Source organism: Amycolatopsis sp. cg5, from assembly GCF_041346955.1.
Classification (GTDB): domain Bacteria; phylum Actinomycetota; class Actinomycetes; order Mycobacteriales; family Pseudonocardiaceae; genus Amycolatopsis.
The window spans coordinates 3941732-3961537 of record NZ_CP166849.1 but is presented as its reverse complement, the minus strand read 5'-3'; the positions used below and the strand labels follow the sequence as shown (position 1 = coordinate 3961537).

The 19806-nt window shown below is 71.5% G+C and carries 1 protein-coding gene; it reads right to left on the bottom strand.

All coding sequences use genetic code 11. The features are described 5' to 3' along the window. Window positions 1–10: 10 nt before the first annotated feature. Window positions 11–19798, bottom strand: coding sequence for an SDR family NAD(P)-dependent oxidoreductase (locus tag AB5J62_RS17915; RefSeq protein ID WP_370949356.1), 19788 nt, complete (start codon window positions 19796–19798; stop codon window positions 11–13). Window positions 19799–19806: the final 8 nt, after the last annotated feature.

Here is a 19806-nt window from a genome sequence, read left to right as displayed (position 1 = left end):
TCCCCTCCAGTCATCGTTGCTCCCAAGAGCGGAATACCCTCAGCTCATCCGGGGTACGGACGACCTCGAGCCGCTCGTCGTCCTGCCCGCCGCCGCCGAGCGCGGCCAGCAGCCGCCTGGCGGGCACGTTGCGCGGGGTGCGTTCGGCGGTCAGCCGGACCGAGGCGCAGCCGAGCTCCTCGGCACGCCCCGCCAGCCACTGCAGCAGGCGCTCCTCCACACCACGGCCGAGCGCCCGGCAGCTCAGTTGCCAGGCCAGCACGTCCAGCCGCCCGTCGTCGACGCGGACCGCGAGCAGGCCGATCTGCCCGTAGTCGCCGAACCGGTCACGCGCCGCGGCGATCCACAGTTCGCCCTGGTCACGCCAGCGTCCGGCGTCACCGCCGTCCGCCGAGCGGGCACGCAGGGTGAATTGGTTGGTACGGCTGACAAGTTGCTCAGCCCGCGCGACGTCCGAATCGGACACGGCCGTGATGTCGACCTCGAGTTCCAGCTCGGCGAGGAACTGCTCGAAGCCCGCCTCCTCACTGGCCGCGTCACGCTCGCGCTCCTGCTCGTAGAACTTGGCGCGCAAGGCGTCTTCGGCGGTCGCCGCCGCCGGAACGAGCGGCCACAATCTCGCCAGGAACTCAGCCAGTTCACCCGTCGGAGGACAGGTCACCGCCAGCACTTCGGGCAACACCGACCGCACCTTGGCGATCTCGGCCGGGTTGTCGTCGAGGAACAGGAAGCTGTCGACACCCACGTTGAGCGTGCGCGCCGCCTCGGCCACTCGCTCGGGCTTCGGGCCCCAAGCGGCCGAGAACACGCTGAAATGCTCGGGTTTCAGCACGCTTTCCGGCCGGTCGAGCACCGCGCGGACGGTGTCCTCATCGTTGTTGGAGACGAGCATCAGCAACGCGCCCGCCTCCCGCCACTGAAGCAGCCTGCGCGCGAGCAAGGCACGCGGGCCGCCGAGGTCGACGGCTTCGGCGCCGATCTCGCCCGCGACACCACCCCACAGCGTTTCGTCGCCGTCGACCGCGATCACCTTGGGCGCGCGACGGCGCACCGCCGTGATCGTCTCGGCCAGCCGCAACGCCACCGCCGCCTGGAACGGCGCGGTGAACGGCAGATGCGCCAGCCGCTCGGTCCGCTGATCGAACCGCTCCCCACCCGGGTGGTGCCGGTCCCAGTCATCGAGCACCGCGATGCCGGGCAGTTCCGTGAGTTCGGCCACGATCTCGCTTTCCCAGCGCGTGAACCGATCTTCCTGCCGCGCGGTGGGCAGGAAGCCGACGATCAACGGTTTACGGTTCGCTTTGAACGCCGTCACGAAGGCGGTGCGCAACTCGGCGAGCATCGCGTCGTCGACCGGGCCGAACCGGCCGAGGTCGGCCGCCCGCAGCAGCACGATCCCGATCTCCGACGCCGCGAAGACGCCGGCGGGATCCTTGAGCGCCGCGAGAACCTGGTGATACGGCGCCTCCGCGAGCTTCGGCCCGTCGGCGCCGAGCGCCGCCGAGCACAGCAACGGCAGATTGCCGAGCGCGAAGGTGGCCGCGAGCGCCAGCCCCGGTGTGGCGGTCGGCGCGCTCGTGTCCTCGGTCAGCTCCCCGAGCAGCCGGACGAACTCCTCGCCCAGCCCGGAACCCGTTGCGGCGTCGAGGATGTCGAGGTTGTAGTCGAGCCGGACAAGTTCCGCGTCCGGGATCAGGGTGATCATCAGATCCAAGTCGGAGTAGCCGGTGCCTGCGGGCAGCACCTCAACCTGGTTCAGCCGTCCCGACGACCGGATGTAGTTGAAGTAGACCTCGACGAGCGGCGCGTTGTCCCGGCGCAGTCCCTGCCTCGCGAGAGTGGCGAGCACGTCGGAGAACATCGCGCCACGGTCGAGGATCCGGCGCAGGCGTCCGTCTGTGCGGCGGAGCACCTCGGCGACCGGTTCGCCCACGCGTGCCTCCGCCGGGAACGGCACCGGCACGCCGAAGAAGCCGACCGCGTCGTAGGCGTCCGCGTGGATGCGGGTGTCCACCGGCACGGCGAGCACGAACCGTTCCCGCTCCTGCTTCCTGGCCAGCAGCACGGTCAGCGTGCCTAGGCAGAAGGCGGCCGGGGTGATGGCCAGCTTGTTCGCGGCGGCCGTCACCCGTTCCATCAGCTCGGCGGGCATCGTCACGCTCGCACTGCCCGCGCGGAACGACCGTGCCGCCGGCCGAGCCTGAGCAAGCTCCAGGTCGAGCCGCCGGCTGCCGTGGAAAAGCTCGCGCCACTCGGCGCTCGCCCGGCCGCCGCCTTGCTGTGCCTCGATGAGCAGGTCGAGATCGCGGTTGGTGATCGTGCCGTCGAGCGGCGCGCCGCCCAGCCCGGCGTCGATCTGCCCGGCGATCAGCAGCAGCGACTGGAGATCGCTGACCGCGTGATGCGCGCCGAACACCAGGATCTGCCCCTGCTCGCCGCCGTCGACCAGCTCGAACCGCCACAGCGACGGCTGCGCCAGGTCGAACGGCGGCTCCAGCAGCGTCCGCAACCGCTCGGCCGGGTCGAGCTCGCCCACGGCGACCGTCCAATACAGGAGGTCGGTGACCTTCCGATCGACGCGCAGCTCCCAGCCACCCGCGTCGGCGGGCACGATCCCGGTGCGCAGCGCGGCGTGCCGGGCGCCGAGCTTGGCGAGGATGCCGTGCAGCTCGTCGCGGGTGGTCGGCGTGGTCAGCCGCAACGCGAGGCCGACGCCGTGTGCCGCGGCGGGCATGCCCGGCTGGGCACTGCGCAGCAGCCGCACGACATCGCGGGTCGCGGGCCGGACATCCGGGTCCGGCACCTCCGCGGTGAGCACGGCTGTGTCCGGCCGGACAGCCTGGGACGGAAGCGCCATGGCCAAGGTCCGGGCCAGCGCGCCGATGTCGTCGGCCTCGAACACCTCGGCCGCCGGGAGTTCGACGCCCAGGTCGCGGAGGAAGGCATTGCGCAGCCGGACGACCATCAGCGAGTCCAAACCCAGTTCCTTCAACGACTGCGCCGACGCCGCCGCTCCCCCGCTCACGTCGGCCACCCTCGCCCGGACGTAGGCGTCGAGCCTGGCGATCCGCTCCTGCTCGGTGGCCGCCGCGAAGACGGCCTCGGCGAGATCGTCCGAGACGGCCGTGGCGGTGACGAGGTCGGCCAAGATCGGCCTGGCGTCGAGCAGGTTCGTGTCGAGCGCGAGAGGCGCGAGCTGACGGCGACCGCTGGTCAGCACCCGGTCGAACAGGTCGCCGCCCTCCTGCGGGGAGAAGGCGATCACGCCGGACGCGCTGAGGTCGGCGCCGGAGTCGGCGACCATGCCGACGCCGGACCAGGCGCCCCAGTCCAGGCTCAGCGCCCGCCGGCCGGTGCGCGACAGGTGATGCGACCAGGCGTCGAGGAACGCGTTCGCCGCCGAGTACGGACTCTGTCCCGCCGAACCCAGCAGCCCGGCGACCGAGCCGAACAGCACCAGGTCCGCCTCCGGAATCAGCTCGGTGAGCAGCACGGTGCCCAGCACCTTGGGTGCGAGGACGCGCCGGACGTTCTCCTCGGTCAGGTTCGCGATCGTCGCGTCGTCGAGCACACCGGCCGCGTGCACGACCGTGGCGATCGGCCCTGCCTTGCGCCGCAACGCATCCAGGGCTGCCGTGAGACCGTCTCGGTCGGCGACATCAGCGCGTCCCAAGTGGACAGTCACGCCTTGTCGTTCGAGCCCGTCGATCCAGGCTTGGGTCTCCGCGCCGGGCGTGCCACGGCTCAGCAAGGCGAGTCTGCGGACGCCGCGCCGGACGAGCCGCTCGGCCACCACCTTGCCGAGACCGCCCAGGCCGCCGGTGATCAGGTGCACGCCGTCCGGCGCGAAGTCGCCGCCGTCGGGCTGAGTTCGAGCGAGCCGGGGCACGAAACGTCCTTCGCGCAACGCGATCAGGCGTTCGTCGTCCGCGTGCGACAGCTCGGCCCACAGCGCGTCGACGCCGCCCGTCTCCGGCAGGTCGATCAGCGTGGTCGACAGCTCGGGGTGCTCCTGCGCCACCGCGAGCCCGAAGCCCCAAGCGAGCGCCTGGTGCGGGTTTGCCACCGAGGTGCTGTCACCGGCGGGCTGGCTGCCGCGGACGACCACGAACAGGCGAGACGCCCGGCCGTCGAGCGCGCGGACCAATGCTGCCGTGCTCAGGCAGCAGAGCCGCGCCGCCTCTTCGGCGGACGTGGCGTCCTCGATCGCCGGAGTGTCGAGCGCGGTCAGCTGGACGATCCGGGCGGGCGGCCCGTCCGGGAAAGCCTCGCGCAGCAAGCGTTCCAGGTGCCCGGGATCAGTCAGGTCGACGACGTAACGACCCGCTCCCTCGCCGGCGTAGGCCGTGCCCCGGCGTGCGACGACCGCCGATCCACAGTGGACAGCGAGTTCGTCGGCCACCCCGCTTTCGTCGACCAGGATCAGCCACTCGCCGGTCGCCGGTGAACCCTGCGCGGCCGGACGCGGTTGCCAGCGCGTCTCGAACAACGCGCTGTCGAGCGGGGAAAGCGCCGCGAGCCGGAGCTGCTCGATCTCCAGCAGCAACCGCTCGTTCTCGTCCCAAACGCCGAAGTCGACGGTGGCCGCGTCCTCGGAAACCGACCGCAGACGGCAGCTCACCCACGCGGGCGTGCCACGGAGACCGGTGAACCGCAGCCGTCCCACCCCGGCGGGCACGAACGTCCCCGTCGGCGCGTTGCCCGGCAAGACGGCCGTGTGGAAGGCGGCGTCCAGGATCGCGGGATGCACGAGGTACCCCGGCGCGGACCGTGCGGCCAACCGTCCCAGTGCCACCTCAGGTCCGCGAGATCCCTGTTCCAGCGCACGGAAAACCGGGCCGTACTCGATGCCGCGCGCGCTCAACCCCGCGTACACGGCAGGCAGGTCGACCTCGTCGACGGCCTCTTCGCGCACCGCGTCGAGCCGCAGATCGGCGGCCAGTTCCTCGCCAGTGAGCTCGACACGTCCGGTGACATGCCTTTCCCACGGCTCACCCGCCGCCGCGGACGCGATGGTGAACGTCAGCGCGCCGTCTTCGGCGGGCCGCAGCACGAGCTGCAATCGGACGGGTTTCTCCGCGTCGAGCGCCAGCGGCTGGAGGAACCGCACGTCGACGAGATGCGCGTCCGGTCCCGCGGCTTCCAGTGCCATGTCGAGGAAAGCGGCGCCAGGCAACCAGGCCTCACCGTTGACCCGGTGCTCGGCCAGGTAGCCGAAACGGCTGTCCCGCAGATCGATCTCGCACTGGTAGAGGTGGCGGCCGGGCTCGTCGCTGGACTCGACATGCGTGCCGAGCAGCTCGGAGCCGCTGCCGACGGCCGTCACGGGCGTCCGCCAGTGGCGCTCGGTGGCGAAGGCGTAGGTCGGCAGGTCGACGCGCCCGCCACGACTGGGCGAGGCCGTCCAGTCCGGCGTGTGCCCGGCGACGTACAACTCCCCCAGCCCGCGCAGCAAAGCGCCGTGGCCTTGGTTTTCACGCAGCGATCCGACGCCGACCGCGTCGATCCCGGCCTCGGCGGCCGTCGCCTCGATGGCCGAGAGCAACGTCGGATGCGGGCTGAGCTCGACGAAGTAGCGATAGCCGTCGTCGAGCATCCGCCGGATCGTGTCGGCGAACCGCACCGGCTTGCTGAGATTTCCGTACCAGTACTCGGCATCCAGCCGATCACCCGCGACGGGTTCGCCCAGCACGGTCGAGTACAGCGGGATCGCCGCGGCCTGCCCGTGGATCCCGGCGAGCCGGTCGAGCAGCGCGTCACGCACCGGTTCCATGAGCGGGGTGTGCGAGGCGAACGGAGTCGTCAGGACGCGCACGCCTTCGAGTTCCCCGCGCAACTCGGCCAGCGCGCCGGCGTCGCCCGCGATGGCCGTCGCGCCGGGGCTGTTGACCGCGGCGACGAACAGCCTGCCCGCGTACGGGGCAAGCAGTTCTTCGGCCTCGGAAACCGGCAGCGGCACGGCGATCATGCCGCCCTGCCCGGCGAGCGGAGCCGTAACCTGCGCTCGGCCGAGCACCGCGGCCACGGCGTCCTCGAGGTCCAGCGCGCCCGCGTGACAGGCGGCCGCGATCTCGCCGAGGCTGTGGCCCGCCACCGCGTCCGGGGTGACGCCGAGCGGTCGCCAAGCGGCAGCGAGCGCCGCGTTGACCGCGAACAACACCGGCTGCAGGACTTCGGTCCGGTCGATCGTCGGGTCACGCAGGACGTCGAGGACCGACCAGCCCGCCTGCCTCGTGATCACCTCATCGATCCTGGTCAGCTCGGCGCGGAACGCCTCGGAGCCGTCCAGCAGTTCAAGGGCCATCCCGGGCCATTGGCCGCCGTGCCCGGAGAAGACGAACGCCACCTTGCCCGGCTGTTCGTCGCGCGGCGGGGTGAGCCTGCCCGTGCTCACCTGGTTCAGCGCGTCACGGAGTTCCTCGCGGTCGCCCGCCACGATCGCCGACCGCCATTCGAAGTGACTGCGGTACCGCGCGAGCGCGTCGGCGACGCCCGCCAGATCGGAGTCGGCCAAGTGCCCGGCCAGCCGGGCGGCCTGACCTCGGAGCCCGGCCTCACTGCGCCCCGACAGGACGTAAAGCCGCTGGCCAGGCTCGTCGTTCACGGGCTCGACCGTCTCCCGCGGCGCCTCTTCGACGACGAGGTGCGCATTGGTGCCGCTGATCCCGAACGAGCTGACCCCGGCACGCCGGACCCGCCCCGAACCCGCAGGCCAGGCGGTCGCCTCCTGAAGCACCTGCAAGCCGCTGGCGTCCCAGTCGACATGCCGACTGAGGGTGTCGGCGTGCAGGCTCGCGGGCAGCGTCTCATGGCGCAGGGACTGCACGACCTTGATCAAGCCCGCGATCCCGGCGGCCGCCTGGGCGTGCCCGAGGTTCGACTTCAACGACCCGATGTACAGCGGCCGTTCCCGCTCGCCGAAGACCTGCGCGAGCGCGTTGGCCTCGATCGGGTCACCCAGCGAGGTGCCGGTGCCGTGCGCTTCGACGTAATCGAGGTCGCCCGGCTCCAGCCCGGACTGCGCCAGCGCGCGCCGGATCACCTGCTCCTGCGCTGGCCCGTTGGGTGCCGAAAGCCCCTGGCTGCGGCCGTCCTGGTTGACCGCGATTCCGCGCAGCACAGCCAAAACCCGGTCGCCGTCGCGCTGGGCGTCGCTCAGTCGTTTCAGCACGACCATCCCGGCGCCCTCGGCCCAGACGGCGCCGTCGGCCTCATCGGAGAATGACCGGCAACGCCCTGTCGGCGACAGCCCGCGCAAGCGGCTGAACTCGACGAACAGCTGCGGCGTGACCATGACCGTCACGCCACCGGCCAGCGCGAGATCGCACTCCCCCGACCGCAGCGCCTGCACCGCGAGCTGCACCGCCACCAGCGACGACGAGCACGCCGTGTCCACGGTCAACGCGGGACCGTGCAGCCCCAGCGCGTATGCCAGCCGACCCGAGGCCACGCTCAGCGCGGACCCGGTGCCGACGTAGCCGTCCATCTGGTCCAGCCGCGAACCCACCAGGTAGTCGCTGGCCATCATCCCGACGTACACGCCGGTGCCGCTGCCGGAAAGGTCGGCGGGCACGATGTCCGCGCGCTCCAACGCTTCCCAGGTCGTCTCCAGCAGGAGCCGCTGCTGCGGATCCATCGCTTCGGCTTCCTTGGGCGTGATGCCGAAGAAGCCCGCGTCGAACGACTCGATGTCGTCCAGGAAACCGCCATGGCGCGCATAGGACTTGCCCGGCGCGTCCGGATCCGGGTCGTAAAGCCCCTCCACATCCCAACGCTCAGCCGGGAACGGCCCGACCGCGTCGCGACCGTCGGCCACCAACCGCCACAAGCCTTCGGGATCGCTCACCCCGCCGGGCAACCGGCAAGCCATCGACACCACGGCGATCGGCTCGTCCACAGTGGACATCCGAGGCCGCTCCACCACCACGGGACGGCTCTTCGTCGCGAACACCGTGCCGAGCAGGTACTCGCTGAGCCGCGCCGGCGTCGGATGGTCGAACAACAGGGTCGCCGGGAGCCGGGAATCGATACGGGCGCCGATCCGGTTGCGCAGTTCGACCGCGGTCAGCGAGTCCATGCCGAGTTCGCGGATCGGCTGGTCCGGCCGGACGGACTCCGTCGAACGCAGCCCGAGCGCGCGAGCCGTCTCCTCACGCACCAGCGCCAGCACGCGTTCGGCGCGCTCGGCTTCCGGCAAACCCGCGAGCCGCTCCGCCAGGCTGTCGTCGCGCTCGACGCGCTGAGCGGGCGCCAGCGAGCGCAGCAACGGGGTCACCCGCAGCCGGGACAACGCGAGATTCCAGGCGACGACGTGCGAACCGCCGTGCCGCAGCGCGAGTTCGGTGACGTCACGGCCCTGCTCCGAGCTGAACGCGCCGTACCCGAACCGCGCCATCCGCTTGAGGTCGGCGTGATCGACGGCCAGGCCCTCATCGGCCCAGGCACCGTACGAGATCGACATGCCCGGCAGCCCCGACGCCCGCCGCTGCCGGGCGAGCTGGTCGAGGAAGACGTTGGCCGCCGCGTAGTTGGCCTGCCCCGCGTTGCCGATCACCCCGGCCACCGACGAGATCAGGACGAACATCTCCAGCGGCAGCCCGGCGGTCAGCCGATGCAGGTGGACGGCGCCGTCGACCTTGGGTCCCAGCACCGTGGCCAGCCGCTCCGACGTCAGCTCCGCGACGACCCCGTCGTCCAGCACCCCCGCGCAGTGCACGACACCCGCCAGCGCGCCCCGGCCCACGACCGCGGCGACATCAGCCTCGACCGAGACATCGCACGCCACGACCTCGACCTCGGTCCCCAGCGCCGCCAACTCCGCGACGATTTCGTCGGCACGCGGGTCCGCAGGCCCTTGGCGTGACGTCAAAAGCAGCCTCCGGACACCGCGCTCAGCCAGGAGCCTGGCGATGTTCCGCCCCACGCCGCCCAGACCACCCGTGATCAGCACCGCACCCTGGGGTCGTGAGTGTCTAGGCCGGTTAGAACCGGCCATACCACTCACGACCGCACGCACGAGGCGAGGCGCGAGCAGGGCGCCCGAGCGGACGGCCAGCTCGGGTTCGTCCGGCTGTGAGAGCGCGTCGAGGAGCGAGGCCGAGCCGTCGACCAGGGCCAACCCCAGGTCCGGGTGCTCGGCGCGGGCCGAGCGGGCCAGTCCCCACAGCACCGACTGCGGCAGATTCGGGACCGTGTCGTCGTCGGTCGCCGCGATCGCGCCGTCGGTCACCCAGATCGTCCGGGTGGGCGCGTCCTCGCCCGCGGCGATGAGCGCCTGAAGTTCGGCGAGACCGGCCTCGGCAAGCTCCTGCGCGGAGTCGAGCCGTGGCCACACCCGGACGACAACATCGCCGCCCGTGTCACTGACCTGGACACCGGCCGCTTCAAACTCGGCCCGGACAGCCGCATCACCGATGACGGTCCACTCGCCCGAAGGCTCGGCAGGCTGTGCGAGCACGGCCGTCCACGCAACCTCGTACAGGTGCCGCCCAGTGCCCGAGCCCTCGGCGAGATCGGCCGCGCTGGCCGACCGCGACCGCACGTTCTCCAAGCGCCCCACCGCGAAACCGTCGGCATCCCACAAGCTCACGTCCAGTGTGAGGTCACCGCCGACCTCGGTTCGCCGCACCGCGACGAGGAGGTCACCTCCCCCGGCCCGCCCGAGCGTGGCCCGGCCCATCGCAGCCGGAAGCCGGACCCGGCCGTCGGCCGCGATCCCGCCCTCGAAGGCGGCGGCCACGTGCAACGCCGCGTCCAGGAGCGCCGGGTGGACCGGATACGGATCGGCCAGGTCCCGCGCCGACGACGGTAGCGAAAGCCGGGCCAGCAGCTCGTTCTCGCCGGTCAGCACGACGTCCCGCACGCACTGGAAGGCCGGTCCATAACCGAGTCCGAGCGTCGCCAGCTCCTCGTAGGCCTCCGGACTCCACGCGGGTTCAACGGCTTCTGGCCACACTGGCGGCCGCCCGGTCGTCGCAGCGGCTTCGGCTGCGGAGGCGGTCGCGTTCAGCGTCCAAGCCTCGCCCCGCAGTCGACTGTGGACGGTGATCTCCGTGCCGGTGACCTCGACGGACACCTCGACCGGCCCGCTCACCACGACCGGCGCGATCAGCAGCAGGTCAGCCACCTCGGCCGGGTAGTCCGGCCTGGCGACGGCGAGCGCGGCCCGGCACAGCTCCAGCACCGTCGTGCCCGACACCACGATCCGCCCGAACACGGCGTGATCCGGCAGCCAGTCCACTGTGGACGGCGTCCATTCGTTACGGAACGTCCACCGGCTTTCGTCGGCCGACTGCACCTGCACACCGAGCAGCGGATGCGCCGCCCGGTCGAACAGGCCCGGTCCATCGACGGCCTGCTCGGGTTCGAGCCAGTGCCGCTCGCCGTCCCAGGCATAGGTCGGCAGATCGGCCGCGCCCGTGTCAGGGACCAGACGCCCCCAGTCGACGGGCAGCCCGTGGACGTGCAGTTGCGCGAGTGCGCGGTCGAGGCAAGCCGCCCCGTCCTCACCGCGGCGAAGCGAGCCGACGGCGACCAGGTCGTCGCCGATGGTTTCCAGCGCGGTCAGCAGCACCGGATGCGGGCTCAGCTCGACGAAGTGGCGGTAGCCGTCGGCGACCATCCGTTCGACGGTCGGTCCGAAAAGGACAGTCCGCCGCAGATTCTCGTACCAGTAGGCGTCCGGTGTGCCGTCGGCCAGCACGAAACCGGTCACCGTCGAGTACCAGTCGATCTCGGGCCGGGAGGTGGCGATGCCGTCGAGCCCGGCGATGATCCGGTCGCGGACCGGCTCGACCAGCGGACTGTGCGAGGCGTAATCGACGTCGACCCGGCGCGCGAAGATCTCGTCACGCGCGAACTCGGCGAGCAGCTCGTCCAGCGACGCGTCGTCCCCGGCGATGACGGTCGCCCGGCCGCTGTTCACCGCGGCGATCGACACCCGCCCACCGACACGCTCCTCGGCCTCGATGCGGGACAACGCGACCACGGCCATGCCGCCGGTGCCGGACAGCTCGGTCAGCGCCCGCCCGCGCACCGCGACGACCGCGGCCGCGTCCTCAAGGCTCAGCGCGCCGGCGACACAGGCCGCGGCGACCTCACCCTGGCTGTGCCCGACCACGCCATCCGGCTCGATCCCGCGAGCACGCCAGACCGCGGCCAGCGACACCATGACCGTGAACAGCGCGGGCTGCACGACGTCCACCCGATCCAACGACGGCGCGCCGTCGTCACCACGCAGCACCGCCAGTACCGACCAGTCGACGTGGGCACGCAACGCGGCGTCACACCGTTCGACCGACTCCGCGAAGACCGCGTCGGTTTCGATCAGATCGCGGGCCATGCCTGCCCACTGCGCCCCCTGACCAGGGAAAACGAACGCGACCTTACCGGCGGAGACCGGCTGCCGGGCGGTCACGATCGACTCGCCGGATTCCCCGTCGGCCAGTGCCCGCAGTGCCGCGAGCAGTTCGTCGCGGCTCGACGCCCGCACCACCGCGCGGTGGTCGAAGTGGGTCCGGCGGTGCGCCAGCGTCGCCGCGACCGCGGCCGATCCCGACTCGGGCTTGCTTTCGAGGAACTCGTGCAGCCGCCTCGCCTGCCCGCGCAACGCGGGAAGTGTGCGGCCGGACAACGGGAACAGGGTCGCCGCCGCTTCCGGCGCCGAGGCGATCTCGGCCGCCGGCGCCTCTTCGATGATCAGATGCGCGTTGGTGCCGCTGATCCCGAACGAGCTGATCCCCGCTCGCCTGACCCGCCCGGAAGCCACAGGCCAGGCGGTTGCCTCCTGAAGCACGTGCAAGCCGCTGCCATCCCAATCCACGTGCTGGCTCAACGTCTCCGCGTGCAAGCTCGCGGGCAAAGTCCCGTGGCGCAACGACTGCACGACCTTGATCAAACCGGCGATCCCCGCGGCCGCCTGGGCGTGCCCGAGATTCGACTTCAACGAGCCGACGTACAGCGGACGCTCCCGCCCACCGAAGACCTGCGCCAACGCGTTCGCCTCGATCGGATCACCCAGCGGGGTGCCCGTGCCATGCGCCTCGACGTAGTCAACGTCGCCCGGCTCCAGCCCGGACTGCGCCAACGCCCGCCGGATCACGGCCTCCTGCGCGGGCCCGTTCGGCGCGGAAAGCCCCTGGCTGCGGCCATCCTGATTGACCGCGATACCCCGCAACACCGCCAAAACCGGGTCCCCGTCACGCTGAGCGTCACTGAGACGCTTCAGCACGACCATTCCCGCGCCCTCGGCCCAAACAGCGCCGTCGGCATCATCGGAGAACGACCGGCAACGGCCCGTCGGCGACAACCCCCGCAACCGGCTGAACTCCACGAACAACTGCGGCGTCACCATGACCGTGACACCACCGGCCAACGCCAGGTCACATTCACCGGACCGCAACGCCTGCACGGCCAACTGCACCGCCACCAGCGACGACGAGCACGCCGTGTCCACAGTCAACGCGGGCCCGTGCAAGCCCAACGCGTAAGCCAACCGTCCTGAAGCGACACTCAGCGCGGACCCCGTGCCGACATACCCGTCCATCTGATCCAGCCGCGAACCCACCAAGTAGTCACTGGCCATCATCCCGACATACACACCGGTACCGCTGCCCGCGAGCGAGGCGGGCACGATTCCGGCGCGCTCCAACGCTTCCCACGTCGTCTCCAGCAACAACCGCTGCTGCGGATCCATCGCCGCGGCCTCTTTCGGCGTGATGCCGAAGAACCCGGCGTCGAACGACTCGATGTCGTCCAGGAACCCGCCATGCCGCGCGTAGGACTTCCCCGGCGCCTCCGGATCCGGGTCGTAGAGCGCCTCGACATCCCAACGCCCGGCCGGGAACGGCCCGACCGCGTCCCGTCCCTCGGCCACCAGCCGCCACAGACCGTCCGGATCGGACACTCCGCCCGGCAACCGGCACGCCATCGACACCACGGCGATCGGCTCGTCCACAGTGGACGTCCGAGGCGGCTCCACCACGACAGCCGCTGAGCCCCAGGTCTGGTCGGCCAGGTAGCTCGCGAGCGCGGCCGGAGTCGGGTAGTCGAACACGGCGGTCGCGGGCAGCCGCAGCCCGGTCACGGCATTGAGCTCGTTGCGAAGTTCCAGCGCGGACAACGAGTTGACGCCCGCTTCGCCGAAAGCCTGGTCGTCGCGCACCGCGTCCGACGGGTCGAGGCCGAGCACGGTGGCCGTCGTCGCGCGGACGAGGTCCAGCATCGCCTTCTCGTCACGGACCGGCGCCGCCTGCCCGGCGGCGGCCGTACGCACAGTGCCCAGCAGCTCGGCGAACAGCGGCGGCCGCGTCCCGGACTCGCGCAACGCGCCCAGGTCGAGCCGCACCGGCACCACCAGCGGCTCGTCCAAGGCGAGCGCGGCGTCGAACAACGCGAGCCCGAATTCGGCGTCCATCGGGACCAGGCCGTTGCGGGCCATCCGCGATCGGTCGAGCGCGCTGAGATGCCCGGTCATGCCGGTGTCCTGCGCCCACAAACCCCACGCGAGCGTCGTCGCGGGCAGCCCGGCCGCCCGGCGATGACTCGCCAGCGCGTCAAGGTAGGTGTTGGCGGCGGCGTAGTTCCCCTGCCCCGGGTTCCCGACGATCCCGGCGACCGACGAGAACAGCACGAACGCGGCGAGGTCGAGCCGCTCGGTGAGCTTGTGCAGATTCCAGGCGCCGTCGGCCTTCGGGCGCAGCACGGTGTCCAGCCGCTGCGCGTCGAGCGCGATGACCGTGCTGTCGTCGAGCACACCCGCCGCGTGGATCACGGCGGTCAGCGGCGGTGCGATGCCCGCCACGACCTCGGCCAGCTGCGTCGCGTCGGCGACATCGCAGGCCGCGATGGTCACCTGCGCGCCGAGGCCGGTCAGTTCGGCTTCGAGCTCGGCCGCGCCTTCGGTGTCACGGCCACGCCTGCCGGTCAGCACGAGGTGCCGCACGCCGTACTCGGTCACGAGGTGCCGCGCGAACAACCGGCCGAGTGTGCCGATGCCGCCGGTGATCAACGTCGTGCCGGCATCGAGTGACGGCGGCGTCGCGTCGGCCGGAACGCTCGCCCTGACCAGGCGCGGAGCGAGCAGCCGCCCGTCTCGCACGGCCACCTGTGGCTCGCCGGACGCGATGGCGGCGCGAAGCAGCTCGGGTGCCGGTGCTGCCATGTCGACCAGCACGAAACGCCCGGGATTCTCCGACTGCGCGGTCCGCAACAGCCCCCACACGGGCGCGCTGACCAGGTCGACGTCGTCGGTCGCGATCGCGCCGCTGGTCACCACGACCAGCTTCCGCGCCTCGGATTCCTTGTCGTTGAGCCAATCCCGCACGGTCCCGAGCACGCGCTCAAGGCACGCGCGCACGTCGCCTTCGGCGGTCACGTGCGTGACCACGACATCGGGATCGTCGGCCCCGGCTGCCGTCACCGGCTTCCACTCGACCTTGAACAGCGAACGCAGGTGACCGCGCCCCGCCGAGCCGAGCTGCTCGGCCGAGATCGGGCGCAACGCGAGCGAGCGCGCGCTGAGCACGGGCGCGCCCGCCCCGTCCGCCGCCGTGATCGCGAATCCGCCGCCCGTCGCGGACAGCCGCACCCGCAGCATGGTCGCTTCGCGGGCGTGCAACGAGACGTCCGCGAAGGAGAACGGCAGCCGCAGCTCGTCGGGAGCGGCGATGATGAGCGGGTGGAGCGCGGCGTCGAGCAGCGCCGGGTGAAGGGCGAACCGCTCGGCGTCACCCGCCTCCGGCGGCAGCGCGATCTCCGCGTAGAGGTCGGCGCCGTCGCGCCACATCGCGCGCAGCCCTTGAAAAGCGGGACCGTATTCGTAGCCGAGATCGGCGAGCGTTTCGTAGGCGTCGTCGATCGTGACCGGCTCGCCGGGCGGCGGCCACGCGGTCAGCGAGTCACCGGCCGTGGCCGCGGGAGCGAGTGTCCCGGTCGCGTGCCGGGTCCACGGTTCGTCGCCGTTCAGTCGCGAGTGGACGGTCACGTCCCGCTTGCCGCCGTCGCCGGGCCCGCCGACGACGACCTGGAGTTCGACCGCGCCCCGCTCGGGGATCCGCAGCGGATGTTCGAGCACGAGGTCTTCGACCGTCGCACAGCCCGTCAGCTCACCCGCGTGCAGTGCCAGCTCGACGAACCCGGTGCCCGGCAGCAGCGCCGTCCCGGTCACCGCGTGGTCGGTCAGCCAAGGTTCGCTCTGCCGGGGCAGCTTGCCCGCGCACACCAGGCCGTCGGTGCCCGCGAGCGGGATCGTGGTGTCGAGCAGCGGATGATCCGAGGTGCTCGCGGCCGTCGTGCTGGTCGGCACCATCCAGAAGCGGTCGACCTGGAACGGGTAGGTGGGCACGTCGACGTGCTTGCCGGTCGGGAACACCGTGGTCCAGTCGACGTCCGCGCCGTGCGCGTGCGCGATCGACAGTGCCAGCAGGAACCGGTCGAGACCGCCGTCGCCGCGTCGCAACGAGCCGAGCGCGTGCCCGTCGCGTCCCTTCTCCTCCAGGATCTGCTGCACGCCGACGGTCAGCACCGGGTGCGGGCTGCACTCGACGAACAGGGCGTGCCGCTCTGCCAGCGCATCGAGCACCTGGTGCAGCTCGACCGGATTCCGCAGATTCCGATACCAGTACTCGGCGTCCAGCTCGGCGGTGTCGATCAGCTCGCCGGTCAGCGTGGAGTGGAACGGCACCTCGCCCGTGCGCGGCACGATCGGGCCCAGCTCACGCAGCAACACCTCGCGCAGCTGTTCGACCTGCGGCGAATGCGACGCGTAGTCGACCGGCAGCCGGTGCACCCGCACACCGTCTGCCGCCAGCGCCTCGGCGAACTCGTCGAGCGCGGACGGCTCTCCGGAGACCACAGTGGACGCTGGACCGTTGGCCGCCGCGACGGACAGCCGCAGTGCCCATCGCTCGATCTTCAAGTCGACTTCGGCCCGTGAAAGCCCGACCGAGGCCATCCCGCCTTGGCCGGACAACGCCCGGATCGCCTTGCTGCGCAACGCGACCACCCGCGCACCGTCCGAAAGCGACAGTCCACCCGCGACGGTCGCGGCCGCGATCTCACCCTGCGAGTGCCCGACGACCGCGGCGGGCGAAACGCCGTGCGCCCGCCAAGTGGCGGCCAGCGACACCATCACCGCCCACAGCGCGGGCTGGACGACGTCGACCCGTTCGAGCGCGGCCGCGTCGGCGAGCACCCCGGTCAGCGACCAGTCGACGAACTCGGCCAGCGCCCGCTCGCAGGCGGCCATCTCCTCGGCGAAGACCGCGCTGGTGCGCAGCAGCTCCACCGCCATGCCCACCCATTGCGTGCCCTGGCCAGGAAAGACCAGCACCGGCTGTGAACTCCCGTGCGTCCGGCCGACCGCCGTGCCGGCCGCCGCCTTACCTGCGGCGACCGCGCGCAGCCCGGCGAGGAACTCGTCGCGGTCACGACCGACGACGGCCGCGCGGTGGTCGAACCGCGCCCGGCCGGTCACCAGGGTGAACCCGGCGTCGGCGAGATCGACGTCCGGCTCGCGTTCCAGGTGCTCGGCGAGCTGGGCGGCCTGCGCCCGCACCGCGACCTCGGTCTTGGCCGACAGCACCAACGGCAGCACCGGCCGCGCCTGCTGTGGTTCTGCGGGCGGCTGCTCGAGGATCACGTGCGCGTTGGTCCCGCTGATGCCGAACGACGACACGGCCGCGCGGCGCGGGCGCCGCGACTCCGGCCACGGCGTGTGCTCGGCGAGCGGCGCGACCTGCCCGCTCGCCCAGTCGACCTGCGGGCTCGGCGCGTCGAAGTGCAGGATCTTGGGCAGCACGCCGTGCCGCATCGCCTGCACCATCTTGATCACGCCGCCGACACCGGCCGCGGCCTGCGCGTGCCCGATGTTGGCCTTGAGCGAGCCGAGCAGCAGCGGCCGCTCGGCCGGGCGGCCTTGGCCGTAGGTGGCGAGCAGTGCCTGCGCTTCGATCGGGTCACCGAGCGGGGTGCCGGTGCCGTGCGCCTCGACCGCGTCGACGTCGGCCGAGGTCAGCCCGGCGCTGTCGAGCGCGTCGCGGATGACCCGTTCCTGCGCGGGCCCGCTCGGCGCGGAGATGCCGTTGGACGCGCCGTCCTGCGTGACGGCCGAGCCGCGCACGATCGCGAGTACCCGGTGCCCGTTGCGGCGGGCGTCCGACAGCCGTTCCAGCACGAGCAGCCCGGCGCCCTCGGCCCAGGCGGTGCCGTTCGCGGCGGCGGCGAACGGTTTGCAGCGGCCGTCCGGCGAAAGTCCCCGCATCCGCGAGAACTCGACGAACATCTCCGGCGTCGCCATCACCGTGACACCGCCTGCCAGCGCCAGCGAGCATTCGCCGCGCGCCAGCGACTGGGTGGCCAGGTGCATCGCGACCAGCGACGACGAGCACGCCGAGTCGACAGTGATCGCCGGGCCACGGAGGTCGAAGAAGTAGGCGAGCCGCCCGGACACCACGCTCGACGTGTTTCCGGTGATCAGGTGCCCTTCGAGTCCTTTCGGGACGGTGTGCACCCTCGGCATGTAGTCGTGGTTGAGCGTGCCCGCGAACACCGCCGTCCGGCTGCCCCGCACGGACGCCGGGTCGATGCCCGCGCTCTCGAACGCCTCCCACGCGGTGGTCAGCAGCAGCCGCTGCTGCGGGTCCGTCGTCAGCGCCTCACGCGGGGAGATGCCGAAGAACGAAGCGTCGAAATCGCCTGCGTCGTAAAGGAAACCGCCGTTGCGGGTGTACGACGTGCCGACATGATCGGGGTCCGGGTCGAAGAGCGTGTCGAGGTCCCAGCCCCGGTCGACAGGGAACTCGCCGATCGCGTCGACGCCGGACGCCGCCACGCGCCACAGGTCGTCCGGTGTCGCGATGCCGCCGGGGAACCGGCAGGCCATGCCCACGATCGCCACCGGCTCGTCGACCGGCTCTGCCTTGGCGCGCGCGGCCGTGGTCTCGGGCGCCGCGCGCAGATGCTCGGCCAGCGCGCGGACCGTCGGGTAGTTGAGGAACGCGGTCTGGGACACCTGCCGCTCGACCAGTGGCTGGAGCCGTTCGTACAGCTCGACGCCCATGAGCGAGGTGAACCCGAGGTCGGCGAACGCGCGATCGGGATCGACGTCGGCGGGATCGGCGTGCCCCAGCACCAGCGCGGCCTGTTCACGCACGACCCTGAGCAGCGCGTCGTCGGTCGATCGGGTCTTCGTCCGAACCGGTCGCCGCACACCGTCCACCCAGTGGCGGGTGCGCTGGAACGGGTAAGTCGGCAGCCGGACCACGCCGGCGCCCTCGAACACCGTGTCCCAGTCAGGCTGGCCGCTTTCCAGGATGTCGCCCTCCGCGATCGCTCGCAGGCCGGACAGCAACGCTTCCCGGTCCGAAACCGTGAACGTGGCCCGATGTTCGAACACGGTGCGCGTGGTCGCCAGCGAGTAGGCGAGGTCCAGCAGGGAAATCTCGGGGTGGTTCTCGACGTATTCGCCGAGCCGCACGGCCTGCTCTCGCAACGCTTCAGGCGACCGTCCATAAAGGACGAACGGAAGGTCTTTCGCGGCAACGGCTTGCGTCTTGCGCGCCGCTGGCGGCTCGCTGAGCACGAGGTGGCAGTTCGTCCCGCCCAAGCCGAACGAACTCACTCCGGCGAACCTCGGGCCGTCGTCCCACGCCTTCGCCTCGGTGCACACCCGCAGGCGCAACGCGTCGAGCGGGATCTCCGGATTCGGGTTTTCGAAGTTCAGGCTGGCCGGGATTTCCTGGTGCTGGATGGCGAGCACGGCTTTGAGCAGCCCCGCGATCCCCGCCGCCGCTTCGAGGTGACCGAGGTTGGTCTTCACCGAGCCCACCGGCAACGGTTCGTCCTCCGCGCGGGCGGCGCCATGCACGGCGCCGAGCGCCGCGGCCTCGATCGGATCACCGACCTTGGTGCCGGTGCCGTGCAGCTCGACATACCCGATCCGCGCGGGATCGACCCCGGCGTGCTCGCAGGCGGCACGCAGCACCGCTTCCTGCGCGGCCTGGCTCGGCACGGTGAGCCCGTCGCCGCCGCCGTCGTTGTTGACCGCGCCACCGCTGATCACGCCGTGGATCCGGTCACCGGCGGCGACCGCGGCGGCCAGCGGCTTGAGCACGAGCACCGCACCACCCTCACCGCGCACGAACCCGTTGGCCCGCGCGTCGAAGGTGTGGCACCGGCCGTCCGGCGAGAGCCCGCCGAACCGCTCGGCGTCCTGTGCGCTCGCGGCCGCGAGATTGAGGTTCACGCCACCCGCGAGCGCGATCTCGGATTCTCCGGCGAGCAGGCTCTGACAGGCCAGGTGAACCGCGACGAGCGACGACGACTGCCCGGTGTCCACGACCATGCTCGGCCCGCGCAGTCCGCAGAAGTACGAGACGCGGTTGGCGATGATTCCCCGTTGCAGTCCCGCGAAGGCGTGCTGCGAACTGTCGCGTTCGGACAGCCGGGCGTAGTCGTCGCGCCCCGCGCCGATGAAGACACCGGCCGGGGTGTCCCTGATGGACTCCGCGACGATTCCGGCGTCCTCCAGCGCCTCCCAGCTCAGTTCGAGCGTCAGCCGCTGCTGCGGGTCCATCGCGGCGGCTTCCCGCGGCGAGATGCCGAAGAAGCCCGCGTCGAACTGGTCGACGCCGGAAATGAACGAGCCCCAGCGCGCACCGGCCCGGTAATCGGCACCGTCCCGGCGATCCGCCGGTATTTCGGTGACGAGATTCGCGCCCGCTTTGAGCTGCGCCCAGAATTCCGAAAGATCGACAGCCTGCGCAAAACGGCAAGATATACCAACAATGGCAACAGCCATGACAAATC